We start from the raw sequence: 14,195 nt of genomic DNA on the forward strand, positions 1-14,195 counted from the left end.
CCGCCGACAACGACACGAACTCACCCTCGGCACGGGACCGAGCAATCACCGCAGCGTCCCGACGATCCCGGAACGCCTCAATCTCCTCCCACTCGTCAATACCCACCAGGACGGCCACGGGCCGCTCGTACTTCGTGATGATCACCGGCTCACCAGTGCGCTCAACCCCGTCCAGCACCCGACCCGCGCCATCACGGAACTCCCGCAACGTAATCCTCGTCATGCACCACACCGTACCATGCGGTACCGTTTGACATGAGAAGAAGCGGCGCAGCCCGAGACCCCGGCCAAGCGAACCCGCCGCCGACGGAGCCACTGGGCTAAAAATTGCTTCACCTAATCAAGAAGCGGCCCGGCCGAAGCCGGGCTGCGCGCACGCGCTACAGGCCTACGGCCCCGCGCGCACGCCCACCTACGCGGACCGCCAGACCCGTGCACATATGCCTGTGCAGTGACATCGATGATCCTATTCGTCAGTGATCATCTGACATCAATCGTGACAGCAACCGGAGTGCACGTCAGGGCACAAACCAGCACGCCGCCAGCGCTGATCGTCGCTACCGCCCCTCGCGGCCTTCACCGTCAGGGTGTCCCTCGCAACGGCCCGAAACGTGATGGACTGCGGTGATCTCCGTCATCCTCTTCCCATGCGACATTCGTTGCCAAGATGTAGTCAGGCCCGCCATTGACCAGATATCTCGCGAGCGGTTCACCTGCCGTGACCATTACATCGAGAACTCCGTCCGCAAACACTTCTGGAGCTTTCTCGATACTGAGACTTCTATAGTCATCCCGAAGATGGAACGCTCGAACTCCAAAGAATGCGACATCGATCCGGTTTGGCACCTCACTACCGCTACCGACACAGCGCAAAAACAGCGTGGAGTGACTTATGGAGTAATCCCATAACCTGAAGGATCTATCCCAAGACTTCATGACCTGCGACAACTCAGCCTCCTGGCATTGGGAAGGACGGCTGCGGGAAGTTTACAACCTTCCCGCCATCATAGAACGTAATACTGTCCCAAGAACGGTTACCGACCCGCACCGCAAGACCAGTCTTGCACATCTCCCACTCGGTCGCATACCAATTGTCACCCATTCCACTCCGGTAAGCATTCGTGAACTTTTCGGCCGGAGTCGCACCATGGAAACCGTCGAGTCTGATATGCAGGCGAGTATTTGGATCGTTTACAGCTGCCCGCACATCCGCCTGCCATGAAGGTGAATCAAGATAATGCGTGTATCCGTTTCCGTCGGCGAACTCTCGGAGGCCGTGAGCACGCGTTCCGAGGGCGACATCGCCACCGCAGTTGTGTACGAGTACCGGGGTGTCACCGGCGAGCACATAGTACGTGTGGGATTTTCAGCCCGTCACGTAGTGTGACTTACGTGTTCATGGCGTTTCACCTGGCCTTTCATGTGTAGCGCCAACTTGACACATCGAAATGTATCGGTGTTGACGGCGACGGTGACGGCAACCCGGAGAGACCGCCACCGACAGCCCAGGACCTCGCTGCGTTGCCAGGCCAAACGCATCCCGCCCTCACCAGCACGCCTGGTATAGTGTCCGCTATACTCTGGGGATGGCCACCGACGAGTGGGAGATCTACCTCGTCAACGAGGTGCAGGAGTGGATCGACAGGCTCGATCCCCTCACCCACGCCCGCGTCGTACAGGCCATCGACCTACTCGCCGAAGCCGGCCCAGGACTCGGCCGGCCACTGGTCGACACGATCCACGGCTCCACCCTCGCCAACCTCAAAGAGCTACGCCCCGGCACCGTCCGCATCCTGTTCGCCTTCGACCCATGGCGCGCCAGCATCCTGCTCGTCGCCGGAGACAAAGCCGGACGATGGCAACAGTGGTACACCGAAGCGATCCCCCTTGCCGAGCAACGCTACGAGATCTACCTCAAGGAACGCGCCAAGGAGGACCGACAGCCATGAACAGCTACACACGCTGGAGCGACATCCGCACCACACACGTTGAACGCGCCGGCGGCGAACAAGCCGTCGCAGACGGCAAACAGAAACTCCTCGCCACCGTCGTCGGACACCGACTCGCCGAAGTACGCCGCACCCGCGGCCTGACCCAACAGCAGGTCGCCGACCGTATGGGCGTCACCAAAGGCCGCATCTCCCAGATCGAACAAGGCAAGATCTCCGGCCAAGACATCGTCGCCCGATACGCCACCGCCCTCGGCGGACGCCTCCACCAAGCCATCTACTTCGACGACGGCAACATCGCCGCCATCGCATAGCCCAACCCACACACCAAGATCTGTGAGGGTTGCTGTCAAGGGGCGGCTTGGATGATCCACCAGATTTGGCGTGCTATGTAGCGTTTGAGGACGCGGGTGATCTCGCGTGGAGTGCGGCCTTCGGTGGTGCGGCGAGTGATGTAGTCCTTGGTCGGTTGGTGGTATCGCTGGCGGGACTTGGCAATGGTGTGGATGGCGGAGTTGAGGGTCCGGTCGCCGCCGCGGTTAAGGCGGTGGCGGACGGTGCGGCCAGAGCTGGCGGGCACGGGGCTGACCCCGGCGAGGGCGGCGAAGGCGGCTTCGCTGCGGACGCGCCCGTGGTGCGACCAGGAGATGAGAGCGACCGCAGCCGTGACGGGGCCGATGCCGGGCTGCTTGAGCAGTGGCGGACACATGGCGGTGACCAGGTCGCGGATGTGGCGCAGGTTCGTGGCCAGCAGCCGGTCAAGGTCACGGATGTGGTTGGCCAGGGCGGTCATCTGGTCGCGGCGCAGGCGTGCGAGCGTGTCCGCGTCCTCGCCGGCGGTGAGGTCGGCGGCGAGGCGGACCTGCTGGTCGGTGTTTCGGCCGCGGAACTGGTCGCGTAACTCGTCGTCGGCGGTGAGGATCAGCGACTTGAACAGGTTGACCGTGGCGGTGCGGGTGTCGGTGTAGTGGCGGCGGCAGGCGTGCAGGATTCGTAGGGCTTCGCGGTCGCCGTCGGCGCGCGGCGTGGTGGTGTGGTCGGCGGCCAGGACGGCTCTGGCGGAGTGGACCGCGTCCAGGGAGTCGGACTTGCCGCCGCGCCGCCGGGCCGTCGCCGTGGGTTTGGGCGCCTCGAAGACGGTCTCGTTGGCGGTGCGAAGTGCGTGTAGCAGTCCGACTCCGTGCGAGCGTGCACTGTCCAGTGCCCAGGCGCGACGGCCGGAGCCGAGCCCATTGGTGTGCTCACCAGCCCAGGCCAGCAGGGAGGCGACACCGTCGGTTGTGGCCGTGACGGTGAGTTCGGCCAGGACTGACCCGACCGGCGAAACCACCGCCGCGGTGTGGGTGTCGGTGTGAGTGTCCACGCCGATGATCGCGTCGACGCGATCTGCGAGTCGTTCTGCCAGGACGGACGACACGGGGTCTCCTCTTCTTAGGCCGACATTCGGACAGCGTCGGCCCGGGAGGCGACCACCCGGCGGCACATCTGTGATGAGTCACGCGACAAGCACGGACAGGCTTCTGATCAGGCCAGCAAGGCGGGCCGGGTCGGCGCCGGCGACCCACGAGGACAAGTCCGACGAATGGCACACCGTGGTGGCCAGATCTTGGTTGAGTCACTCGCAGATCACCGACGCCGGACCGTACCGGCACCAATCCCTCCCGGAACCGGCACACCTATAGAAACGTCCGACAGGCTCAAAACTGCTCTACAGGATCAACAACAGCCCGCCAGAGCCGGGCCGCGCACGCACTGCAGCCGTTCCGGCCCCGCGCGCACGCGCGCCCACGCAACAAGACCGCCAGGAGTCCTGGCAGCCGATCAGACCCCACCACGCCGGAGGCCGTAACGATCGCCAAGCATGGCCAAGCAGCTCGGTGCTCCCGGCGATCGCCGCCACGCCACGCAAGCGCGCCGTGGCACCGAGCCACTTAGCCGGCTACGCCGTGCGCTTATGACCTCGCACTATGGCACAGCCCGTGACATCCCGCTATATAGATGTCCAAATGCCTCTGACGGCGACGCTGACGGCAACGCCGACGCACGGTTACACCTTTCAGCGACTGCCAACGCACAGCGGAGTAGCACCAGAGGGTGTCCCCAATAGCACCACTCCCCCAACTTCGCGGTTACTCCTCAATCGCCAACAAACCACAAGTAGCTATGCGGCTTCCGAATACCAGTCGAACACAGCGAACGTAGCTCCTGGACGAAATCATTGTTCTCCGAGAGGAGATCCGGCCTGCTAATTTGGAGCTGTCAAGCTCAGCAGCCAGACTTTCCATCTGGCCACGGTTATATATCGTATTGCCATAAGGATCAATATGGCCAAGCATTGGAAAATCGGCCCTTTCACGCCAGCCCACGAGGCGTGGGTACGGTCGCTCGGCGATCGCAACAACCCGCCCTAGCTGGTCCTTCAGCACCACCGACGTGCCCATACCTCTACCCCCGCCCAGGGAAAATAGTAACCAGATCGCCGCCATATGGATCGCGAATGACAGTATAGAAGGTGGTTTATTTCCCTTTAGCTATGCCGACAACACGCCCCGCATTGATGACATACTTAATATTTCCGTTCTCCTGCCTGATACCGATTTGGCCAGCCGAGCCCCGAGCAAGAGCTCCAAAGTCCTCGTCTTTGCCAAAGTAGCCCGCGTTAGGATCCCAGTCCTTGCCATCCTTAAGGTGCCGATCCTTAGCGTGCTGAATTCCTTCTAGATCAAACTCACAGCCACCCGTATTGTGCACCAGCACCGGCGTGTTGCCGGCGAGCACATAGTACGTGTGGATGTCAGCGACGGTGAGGTTGTAGGCCGCTTCTTACCGACCGTCACGGTCCCGGACTCGTCGTTGATTGTCATCCGTGGGTGTTGAGCTGCACAAACGCCGTCATGAGGTACTCATCGTTTGTCGCTGATTGGCAGCGCTTGGCGTGGGTTTTCGGGGGGTTAGCGGGGACATCAGTGCCCGGTGCCCGGTGGGTAGGGATGGCCATGGACGTGCGTCCGCGGATGTGGCGGCCAATGCCTACAAGGGTGTGCCGCTACCGCTGTTGCTTGGTGGGAGTGGCGCGGCGACGGCGCCGCAGCTCGCGTTGGGCCTGTGCACGAGCGCATTCGCGGCTACAGTACTTGACGCCTTCGGTGCGGTTTTGTCCGAACTCGGCTCGGCCGCGCTGGCGGACGAAGGGCCGGCGGCAGGGTTCGTTGGCGCAGTGGCGCACTGTGGCCCGCTCGGCGCTGGCGGTGATCGTGTCCCGGCATACCGCCCTGCGGGCCCTGCTGCGCCTGCCGCTGCCGCAGCGCCCGGTGCCCCGCGTGCTCGGGGTGGACGACTTCGCGTTGTGTCGACGCCGACGTTATGCCACCGTCCTGATCGACGCGGACACCCGTGAGCGCGTCGATGTGCTGCCCGACCGCGAGGCCCACACGTTAGAGACGTGGCCGCGTGAGCATCCCGGTGTCGAGGTGGTGTGCCGGGACTCCTCCGACGCTTACGCCGAAGCGGTCCGCCGCGCCCTACCCGCAGCGTTGCAGGTCGCCGACCGCTGGCATCTGTGGCACAACCTCGCCGAGGCCGTCCGCAAAGAGGTCACCACCCACAGCATGTACTGGGCCACCGCCGGCCCACCGCCACAGCAAGGCATCCAGGCGGCGACGACCCGACACCGGTGGCAGCAGATCCACAACCAGCTCGACAAAGGGCATCGAGCCTACTCGAATGCGCCCGCCGACTCCACCTCGGCCCCAACACCATCAAACGCCACACCCACATCAGCCAACCCAAACGCCTGGTCCGCGCACCGCAGTACCGGCCCACCCTCATCGACCCCTACCATGACCACCTACGCCGACGCCGGGAACAAGACCCCACCGTCGACGCTACGCAACTCCTCGCCGAGATCAAGGAACTGAGCAACACCGGCAGCCTCAACCTGCTCTACCGCTACATCACCCAAGACCGCGTCGAAGCCGACCGCCCAGCCATATCGCCCCGACGCCTCACCCGCTACCTCCCGACCCCACCCGAAAAGCTCACAGACCATCAACGCACACTCGTCGACGCCCTCACCAGCACCTGCCCGCAGATGACCGCGCTGGCCGGCTTCATCGACTCGTTCGCCGCGCTCCTCACACCCGCAGCCGGCAACAACGACCGCCTCACCGCGTGGATCACCGAGGTCAAGGCCACGGACCTACCCCACCTACACACATTCACCCGCGGCCTCGACCTTGACCGCGACGCCGTCAACGCCGCCCTGACCCACCCCATCCACAACGGCGGCACCGAAAGCGTCAACACCAAAACCAAACTGATCAAACGACAAATGTACGGACGAACGGGCTTCGCTCTCCTGCGCCATCGAATCCTGCTCGGCTGACCAGCACCCCCCGTCACCACCGAATGTGAGACAGAGCCGAAATCTACGCAGTCCCCAGCCACAGGTCGGTAGCATCTGGCAGTCAGCCGCCTGAGACACGGATCAGTCCGGCGCGTACCCGGCCGCCCGCCGCCGCAACGCGTCGAGGTCGAGCACCACGACCGAGAGGCGACTGGTGCGCACCCAGCCCGAGTCGCGTAACACGCGCAGGGACTTGGTGACAGCCTCCCGTGACGCACCGATCCAGCCGGCCAGCTCGTCCTGGGACAGCCGGACGGCGACGTGGATGCCGTTGTCCACCGGGGTGCCGAACCGTTCGGCCAGTTCCACCAGGCGGGCCGCCACGCGGCCGGTACTGTCCTGGGCGCCGAACTCGATTCGTTTGCGGTCGGCGTCACGCAACCGTTCCGCGAGTAGCCGCATGAGCTGGAAGGCGACGCGTCCCTGTTGTTGTAGGTACTCCTGGAATCCGGCCGGTGGCATGACGAGTGCGGTGACGGGGTCCAGCGCCTGCACGGTTGCCGAGCGTGGCAGACGGTCTACTGCGGACAGTTCGCCGAGGAGTGCTCCGGGTCCGCGTACCGCGAGCAGGATCTCGGTGCCGGAGGAGCTGTGGCAGGAGGCTTTGACCCGGCCAGCGACGAGGGCGGCGACCCATCCTGATTGGTCGGCTTCACGGAAGAGGACGTCGCCGCGTTGCCAATGGCGGGTGGTGGCGCGTTGGCGGAAGGCGTCACGTTCGCTGTCGGTCAGGGTGCTCCAGAATTCGTTCACTGCTGCACCTGTACTGCGTAGGCCCGGACCAGGCCGGTTCGTCCCTTGACGGTGAGGTCCCCGAGTGGCTCGACCGGGACCTGTGTGTGGGTGGCTCGCCACGTGGAATCGCCGATGACGATCTGGCCGGGGTCGGCCATCGTTTGCAGTCGGGCGGCCACGTTGACCGCGTCACCCATCGCGTTGAAGCCGCGTAGCTGGTCACTGCCGATGTTCCCGACCAGCGCCGGGCCGGTGTTCACGCCGATGCGGAACCGCGGCCAGTCGGGGTGGCCAGCGGCGATCTCGTCCACGGCGCGGCGCATCTGGGTCGCCGCGCGTACCGCTCGTAGCGCGTGGTCGGGCTGTCGGGCTGGGGCGTTGAACAGGGCCAGTAGGGCGTCACCGACGAACTGCACCACGGTGCCGCCGTTGTCGAGAATGCAGGGAACCGCTACCCCGTGGTAGCGGTTGAGCATGGCCACGATCTCCGCGGGTTCGGCCGCCTCAGAGAACGTGGTGAACCCGCGCAGGTCGGCGAAGAGGGCCGTCACCTCGACAACCGAGCCACCCAACGCCGCCTGGTCCGGGTCGGCGATCAACGCGGCCGCGACATCCGGCGACAGGTAGTGCCGAAACAGGGTACCCAGCCGGCGGCTGACTTCCCGCTCCGCCGACAACGCCTGTGCTGCGCGTTCCAGCACCGCGGTCTGCCGCTCGGTCAGCCCGAACCGTTCCCCCAACCCGGCTGCGACCGGGCCGATGTCACCGGTACCGTCACGTTCCCGCTCGGCGAGCGCGGATACCAGTTCCTCCAACGCCGCACTGTACTCGGCCCGAACCGCCCGGATGGTCTGGTCCAACGCCAACCCGTCGAACAAGCCGGCGGACGAACCCTCACGACGGTACTGGACAAACGCGCTGTAGCCGACAAACCCGAACGCCAACGCCAGCAGCACATGCCACTGCCACCACGACAACGCCCACTTGTCGGCCAGCACCACCGTCACCATCGCCTCAGCGAGCAACACGAACGCCGTGATCACACTGATCAACATCGCCGACGGTTGACGCCGATACAGCAGGAAGTACCGCACCGCGGCGACCAACAGCAACGCCACCGACACCGGCGCCAGCCAGACCAGCCACGCGTCCTCCACCGTCGGGTCCGGCTGATCCGACAACGGCGGCATATCCAGCAACGACACCACGCCCCACAGGGCGAGGATCACCGCCAGCTCACCCCAGAAGATATGCCGCGCGCGGAGGATCGCTTCGCCCCGCCGGCCGTCCAACGGCAGCGACGAGGCCACCGCGAACACGGCGGCGAAAGCCAGCCCCACCGGCTGCGCCAACTCGAACCCGAGATTCGGATGCTCCACCAGCACCTGCGGCGTGGCCAACCCGTGCAACACGAAAAATCCGGCACTGGCGACAAACGCCAACGACACCAGGAACAGTCGCGCATCATGCCGCCGATGCGCCGCCGCACTGACCATGACGCCGAGCACCAGGTTCACCAACGCCACCGCGACGATCAAATAGAAATGACCCAACGGGTCATGCCAGTGCACATCAGCCTGCGGACGCGCCACCAGCAGCCACAACCCCAAAAGCGGCAGCGCCATGTGAAACACCCAGACCAGAGCCCGCACCGGCACCACAACCTGGCGCCCTCGACGACGAGCCGGCCGCGGACGACGCCACCGCTGAGCCAACGAAACAGGAGACCCGGTCAGCTGTCGCCACACAGGCCTCACCATACGTGCCCCACATCACCCCACCACCGACGGCTATGGGTACTAGTACGCAGACTGCCGGGCCGAACGAGCGTTGACTGCCTAGCGTGAAATCCACTCCGCTGTTGACACTGCTCGGCGGCGTCACGCTCGGCGCGGTTGTGCTCGCGCTCAGCGTGCGCGCCACCGGTGGGAACGACGAGCCACCAGTCCCGGCCGCCGCACCCACCGCCACCGCCACCGCGGGAGCATCCGCCGCACCATCCCCCTCCCCGACCGAAGCGCCCGTCAACGCCACCTGGGCAGGACGACTGACCGCCGGCACACTCGCGATCTCGGTACAAAACGGCGTCGCGGTCGCCTACCTCTGCGACGGTGCCGCGATCGAGGCGTGGTTTCAGGGCACCGCCGCGGGCGGACGACTCGACCTGGCTGGCCGTGCCGGCGAGACGCTCAGCGGCACGTTCGGCGAGGGACGGGCCAGCGGCCAAATCAAGATCGACGACCAGGCCCTACCGTTCACCGTGACAGCGGTCACGGCGCCGTCCGGGCTCTACCGGGCCACCGCGACGGTGCGCGGCGCGCAGGTCGACGGCGGGTGGATCGTGCTCGCTGACGGCACCCAGGTCGGCCTGGTCACTGTGGACGGTGTCGCCAGACCCGCGCCACCGCTGGACACCGCCACCGGCCAGGTCACCGTCGACGGCGATGCGCTCACCCCGACCCGCCCCAGGGAGTTGTCGTGACCATCCCCAACGAGACCACGACGAACCACACCGTCGACGAGGGCGCGGGGCGCACTGCCGGCACCAGCCAGCTGACGCTGCTCGGTGTCCCGTTCCTGATCGGTGCCACGGTCGCGGTGACCCTCGGGGTCTACGGCAGTCTGCACAAGCCGACCGGTGTCGCGGTGAACGTGGGCGGATTCTCCAGCCCACAGACAGTCAAGGTGTGGCTCGCTACCGGCGTGGCCGTGCTCGCGGTGACTCAGCTGCTGTCCGCGCTGTCGATGTGGGGCAGACTCGGCTCACCGGCTCCCAGCTGGGCCGCACCCGTACATCGGTGGTCGGGGCGACTGGCGTTCCTGCTCGCTGTCCCCGTGGCGATCCACTGCCTGTACGCGCTCGGTTTCGCCACCTACGACCTGCGCGTCGTGACGCACGGGCTGCTCGGCTGCTTCTTCTTCGGCGCCTTCACCGTCAAGATGCTCGCCCTACCGAAGCCTGGCCTGCGTGGGTGGGTCCTGCCGGTGCTGGGCGGCACCGTGTTCACCACCCTGATCGCGCTGTGGTTGACGTCGTCGTTCTGGTACTTCACCACGATCGGAGTCACGCTGTGAACGCATCGAGGACAGCCGCCGGCAGGCCCGGTGGCGAACTGGCCGGCCACGCCCGGCCGGCAACCGAGGTCGGCAGCGAGGCGCACGGCCCCGACGGCCTGGGCCCAGAAGTGACCGCCTGCCCCGACCCACTCGACGGTCAGGTCCGCGGGCGACCAGGAGGATGCACGTCGCGGCGGCGTCTGCTCGCCGGGGTCGGCGTGACCGGGGCGGTCGTCCTGAGCGGTTGTGCCACCTACGACAGCTCCGCACCGGCCGCGGGTGGCGGAGGGAACACCGGTGGTGGTGACGGCACGGCAGCGGGCAGCGACGCCGCCAGCGCCGGGCAGGTGCTGGCACGGGCAGCCGACGTCCCGGTCGGCGGCGGCACGATCCTCGCCGACACCGGGGTGGTCATCACCCAACCGCAGGAGGGCACGTTCAAGGGGTTCTCGGCGACCTGTACGCACCAGGGCTGCACCGTGGCCGAGGTGTCCGACGGGACGATCAACTGTCCCTGCCACGGCAGCAAGTTCTCGGTAGCCGACGGCTCTGTGGTGGGCGGGCCAGCTCCGCGCAGCCTCGACCCACGTGACCTCGTCGTCGAGGGCAGCGACATTCGCCTGGCCTGATGAGCTGCGCACTGTGGGCCGTGCAGATCCCTGATCCGGACGGCCGCCACCCGGGTCGCCTGCCGAGTTGGCAGGCGCCTGGGGACGCGAGGAGAGCATGACGATGACGACATCGGAGACGGCAGCGACGGGCGTGCTCGAACGGACAGCGCAGCTGGTGGACCACGCCCTGCGCGCCTGTGAGGCCTACCAACGCGCAGACCTCGCCGCCCGGCTGCGGCATGCCCGGCGCCGCCTGTACGCCACCGACGTGCACGTGGTGGTGGTCGGCGAGTTCAAGAAGGGGAAGAGCTCCCTGGTGAACGCGTTGGTCGGCACTGATCTGTGCCCGGTCGCCGACGGTCCCGCCACCGCGGTTCCCACCCAGGTGCGCTATGGCGAGCAGGTGGCCGCGGTGTTGCTGCGCGAGGGTGAACCGCCGGCACGGGAACCGATCGCGCTGGAGGACATCCGCGGACACGTGGTGGAGACCGATGCCGGGTCTGGTTCCACGCCGCCACGCGCGATCGAGGTGAGCCTGCCCCGCAGGCTGCTCGCCGGTGGCCTGGTCCTGGTCGACACGCCCGGCGTGGGTGGCCTCAACTCCGCCCACGCGACGGCCAGCCTGGCGGCGACTTCGATGGCCGACGCGGTCGTCTTCGTCACCGACGCGTCGCAGGAGCTGACCCGCACCGAGGTCGACTTCCTGTACCAGGTGCGGGAGATGTGCCCCACCGTCATCTGCGTCATGACGAAGACCGACTTCTATCCAGCCTGGCGCAAGGTCCGCGACCTCAACCAGCGGCACGTCGGCACCGACTTCCCGATCATGGCGGTGTCCTCGACGCTGCGGTCCCGTGCGGTGGCTGCCGGAGACAAGGATCTCAACCGCGAGTCCGGCTTCGGGGACCTGGTCGCGTTCGTCGCCGACCGGGTTGGCGTGTCGGCGGCGAAGCGTCTGGCGACCGAGTGCGCCGCGGACGTCGCGAACGCGATGGATCAGATCAGTGCCCAGTTCCGGGCCGAACGAGCGACGCTGGCTGACCCGGATGCCGCCCAACGGATCGTCGACGACCTCGCCGCCACCCGAGCCCAGACCGAGGCCCTGCGAGGCGCCGCGGCCCGGTGGAGCCAGACGCTCAATGACGGAGTTCTCGACCTGACCGCGGACGTTGATCATGATTTGCGCAGCCGGATACGACAGGTGGTCGAGGACTCGGACGACATGATCGCCGATATCGACCCGGCCGACTCGTGGGACTCGGTGGAGACATGGCTACAGTCGCGAGTCGCCGCCGAGGCCCTGGCGAACTACACCATGCTGCGCGACCGCGCTGAGGAACTCAGCTGGGAGGTTGCCGACCACTTCCGAAAGGCATCCGGAGCGGCGCTCGAACAGCTCGCCGTCCATGACCCGAGCCGGCTGGCGGCCCAGGCCGGCGAGCACAAGGATCTCGACCTGAGCAAGATGAAGGTCGGAAAGCAGGCCATGGTGGCGTTGAAGAACGCGTACACCGGCGGTCTGATGTTCACGATGCTCGGCAGCCTGCTGGGACTGGGGCTGGGACCGATCGGGCTCGGCATCGGGCTCATCATGGGTCACAAGGGCCTGCGCGACGAAAAGAAGCGCCAGCTGCAGAACCGGCGCAACCAGGCGAAGAACTCGGTGCGTCGCTACTGCGACGAGGTCAACTTCGTCGTCGGGAAGGACTCCCGGGACACGCTACGCCGGATCCAGCGACAGCTACGCGACCACTATGCCGCCCTGGCCGAGGAACTCAACAAGTCCACCGCCGAGGCGCTGAAGGCCGCCACCGACGCGGCAAAGACCACCAAGACCAACCGGGCGGCTCGCCTGCGGGATCTCGATGCGGAACTGGCTCGACTGGCGAAGGTGCGGCAGCTGGCCGGTGTGATCGCGGAGGGTACGGCATGACCAGGCCGATCCCAGCAAACCTGCTGGACCGGACCCGCGCGGCGCTGAACCGCGCGATAGGCGTCTACCGTGGCACAGCGGACGAGCCGCAGCTGGTGGCGATCCGCGACCGCCTCGACGAGCCGCTGCGGGTGGCCATTGCCGGCCGGGCGAAGGCCGGCAAGTCGACGCTGCTCAACGCCCTGGTCGGAGAACGACTGGCGCCGACCGACACGGGTGAGTGCACCCGCGTCGTGACCTGGTACGCCGACGGCCACACCTACCGGGTCACCGCGCACGTCGCTGACCAACCTCCCGTGCAGCTGCGGTTCAGCCGTGACGACGGCGCGATCGAGATTGACCTCGCCGGCCGGGCACCGGAGGAGATCGACCACCTCACCGTGATCTGGCCCTCGCAGGCCCTGAGGACCACCACGCTGGTCGACACCCCCGGCATCGGATCCCTGACCGACCGGGTGTCCCGGCGGTCCTGGGAACTGCTCGCCGCCGACGGCGCGGAGGAGGAAGCGATGCCCACCGACGCGGTGCTCTACCTCATGCGGCACGTGCACGCCTCCGATATGGAATTTCTCAAGGCTTTTCGGGACAGCGAGGTGTCTCGGCCCAATCCGATCAACGCTGTCGGTGTCCTGTCCCGCGCCGATGAGATCGGTGTCGGTCGGATCGATTCGATGGCGTCGGCGCAACGCATCGCCTCACACCTGACGTTGGACCCGAGAATGCGCCGGATGGTGCAGACCGTCGTGCCCGTGGCTGGCCTGTTGGCGGAGACTGCGGCAACGCTCACCGAGGCGGAGATGGAGCGGCTGCGACGCATCGCGAAGCTGGCACCCCGCGATGTCGAGGCGCTGCTGCTGTCCACCGACCGGTTCCGAGAGTCGATGCCGGAACTGGGGCTGACCAGGATCGAGCGAGACGTGCTGCTGGCGCGGTTCGGCCTGTTCGGCCTGCGACTGGCGGCGGCGATAGTACGGCAGCGAGTGGTGCGGACCGCCGGCGAGCTGGCCCGGGAGTTGTCGGAGCGAAGCGGCCTGGTCGAGCTCAGGGCGGTGCTCGGCTCACTGTTCTTCGAACGGCGCGACGTGCTCAAAAGCCGATCGGCACTGCTGGCCATTGACGCCCTCACCCGCACCCGCCCCGCACCGGGTAGCGAGGCGACCGCAGCCGAGGTGGAGGAGATTTTGGCTGGCGCGCACCCCTTCAGCGAGCTGCGGGTGCTGACCTCGGTGCGGGCTGGCTGGGTCACCGGCAAGCCCGCCGTCATTGACGACTTGGAGCGGCTCATCGGCGGTCAGGGCGTTGCGCCGCACGTCCGCGTGGGTCTGGAGCCGGACGCGTCGCCGCAGGAACTGACATCGGCGGTCCACGCCGCGCTCGAACGTTGGCAGATACGGTGCGAAAGCCCGATGACCAGCCGTGAGATGGCGATTGCGGGCCGGATCGCCGTCCGCTCCTGCGAGGGAATGCTTGCCGCACTGACCGGCGGCGGCCGGGGCGAATGAACC

General features: G+C 66.5%; 12 protein-coding genes and 3 pseudogenes. 8 read left to right on the forward strand and 7 right to left on the reverse strand.

Going from position 1 to position 14,195, the window contains the following annotated elements; translation table 11 throughout:
- Together B116_RS0106920 and B116_RS28930 are read right to left on the reverse strand one after the other, a co-directional pair.
- Positions 1-223 (reverse strand): type II toxin-antitoxin system Phd/YefM family antitoxin (locus tag B116_RS0106920; RefSeq protein WP_188116003.1); only part of this gene is annotated, 223 nt, incomplete at its 3' end.
- Positions 224-949: 726 nt separating this feature from the next.
- Entirely contained in the window at positions 950-1,348 is a 399-nt protein-coding gene (locus tag B116_RS28930) for a polymorphic toxin type 27 domain-containing protein (protein ID WP_155255723.1), read from the reverse strand.
- 238 nt (positions 1,349-1,586) lie between these two features.
- Between B116_RS28930 and B116_RS0106930 the strand changes: the two genes are divergently transcribed.
- Positions 1,587-1,949, forward strand: coding sequence for a type II toxin-antitoxin system RelE/ParE family toxin (locus B116_RS0106930; protein ID WP_027659604.1), 363 nt, complete (start codon positions 1,587-1,589; stop codon positions 1,947-1,949).
- Positions 1,946-2,263, forward strand: a complete 318-nt coding sequence (locus B116_RS0106935) for a helix-turn-helix domain-containing protein (RefSeq protein ID WP_018723483.1) — start codon at positions 1,946-1,948, stop codon at positions 2,261-2,263. The genes B116_RS0106930 and B116_RS0106935 overlap by 4 nt, the downstream gene beginning before the upstream one ends.
- Before the next feature lie 35 nt (positions 2,264-2,298).
- Here B116_RS0106935 and B116_RS26310 read toward each other — a convergent pair whose 3' ends face one another.
- From B116_RS26310 to B116_RS28740, 3 genes and pseudogenes are all read right to left on the reverse strand, one after another.
- Positions 2,299-3,366, reverse strand: coding sequence for an IS110 family RNA-guided transposase (locus B116_RS26310; protein ID WP_027659605.1), 1,068 nt, complete (start codon positions 3,364-3,366; stop codon positions 2,299-2,301).
- Positions 3,367-4,678: 1,312 nt separating this feature from the next.
- Positions 4,679-4,766 (reverse strand): annotated as a pseudogene (locus tag B116_RS28935) (hypothetical protein); the annotation flags it as partial.
- Positions 4,767-4,979: 213 nt separating this feature from the next.
- A pseudogene (locus B116_RS28740) lies at positions 4,980-5,190 on the reverse strand (hypothetical protein); the annotation flags it as partial.
- 1 nt (position 5,191) lies between these two features.
- Between B116_RS28740 and B116_RS29090 the strand changes: the two are divergent.
- A pseudogene (locus B116_RS29090) lies at positions 5,192-6,333 on the forward strand (ISL3 family transposase); the annotation flags it as partial.
- A 102-nt stretch (positions 6,334-6,435) separates the two neighbouring features.
- On the opposite strand, the gene B116_RS0106955 reads toward B116_RS29090, so the two are convergent.
- Together B116_RS0106955 and B116_RS0106960 are read right to left on the reverse strand one after the other, a co-directional pair.
- Positions 6,436-7,107, reverse strand: a complete 672-nt coding sequence (locus tag B116_RS0106955) for a Crp/Fnr family transcriptional regulator (RefSeq protein ID WP_027659608.1) — start codon at positions 7,105-7,107, stop codon at positions 6,436-6,438.
- Positions 7,104-8,750 carry an adenylate/guanylate cyclase domain-containing protein gene (locus tag B116_RS0106960; RefSeq protein WP_027659609.1) on the reverse strand — a complete coding sequence of 549 codons (1,647 nt, stop codon included), beginning with the start codon at positions 8,748-8,750 and terminating at the stop codon, positions 7,104-7,106. Before B116_RS0106960 ends, B116_RS0106955 begins: the two co-directional genes overlap by 4 nt.
- A 182-nt stretch (positions 8,751-8,932) precedes the next feature.
- Between B116_RS0106960 and B116_RS0106965 the strand changes: the two genes are divergently transcribed.
- The 5 genes from B116_RS0106965 to B116_RS0106985 all read left to right on the forward strand — a co-directional run bounded on the left by B116_RS0106965 (position 8,933) and on the right by B116_RS0106985 (position 14,192).
- Positions 8,933-9,571, forward strand: a complete 639-nt coding sequence (locus B116_RS0106965) for a hypothetical protein (protein WP_018721586.1) — start codon at positions 8,933-8,935, stop codon at positions 9,569-9,571.
- A complete protein-coding gene (locus B116_RS0106970; protein WP_027659610.1) occupies positions 9,568-10,164 on the forward strand; it encodes a DUF6529 family protein in 597 nt (198 codons plus the stop codon). Before B116_RS0106965 ends, B116_RS0106970 begins: the two co-directional genes overlap by 4 nt.
- Positions 10,161-10,775 carry a Rieske (2Fe-2S) protein gene (locus B116_RS0106975; RefSeq protein ID WP_027659611.1) on the forward strand — a complete coding sequence of 205 codons (615 nt, stop codon included), beginning with the start codon at positions 10,161-10,163 and terminating at the stop codon, positions 10,773-10,775. Before B116_RS0106970 ends, B116_RS0106975 begins: the two co-directional genes overlap by 4 nt.
- Before the next feature lie 97 nt (positions 10,776-10,872).
- Positions 10,873-12,690, forward strand: coding sequence for a dynamin family protein (locus tag B116_RS0106980; protein WP_027659612.1), 1,818 nt, complete (start codon positions 10,873-10,875; stop codon positions 12,688-12,690).
- Positions 12,687-14,192 carry a dynamin family protein gene (locus tag B116_RS0106985; protein ID WP_027659613.1) on the forward strand — a complete coding sequence of 502 codons (1,506 nt, stop codon included), beginning with the start codon at positions 12,687-12,689 and terminating at the stop codon, positions 14,190-14,192. Before B116_RS0106980 ends, B116_RS0106985 begins: the two co-directional genes overlap by 4 nt.
- The last annotated feature ends 3 nt before the right edge of the window (positions 14,193-14,195 follow it).

The organism is Salinispora fenicalii (assembly GCF_000514815.1).
GTDB classification, from domain to species: domain Bacteria; phylum Actinomycetota; class Actinomycetes; order Mycobacteriales; family Micromonosporaceae; genus Micromonospora; species Micromonospora fenicalii.

What these genes read in the sequence shown, in the direction of transcription:
- B116_RS0106980 (WP_027659612.1), top strand. Translation starts at nt 10,873, where the DNA reads ATGACGATGACGACATCGGAGACGGCAGCGACGGGCGTGCTCGAACGG.
- B116_RS0106935 (WP_018723483.1), top strand. Translation starts at nt 1,946, where the DNA reads ATGAACAGCTACACACGCTGGAGCGACATCCGCACCACACACGTTGAA.
- B116_RS0106985 (WP_027659613.1), top strand. Translation starts at nt 12,687, where the DNA reads ATGACCAGGCCGATCCCAGCAAACCTGCTGGACCGGACCCGCGCGGCG.
- B116_RS0106930 (WP_027659604.1), top strand. Translation starts at nt 1,587, where the DNA reads ATGGCCACCGACGAGTGGGAGATCTACCTCGTCAACGAGGTGCAGGAG.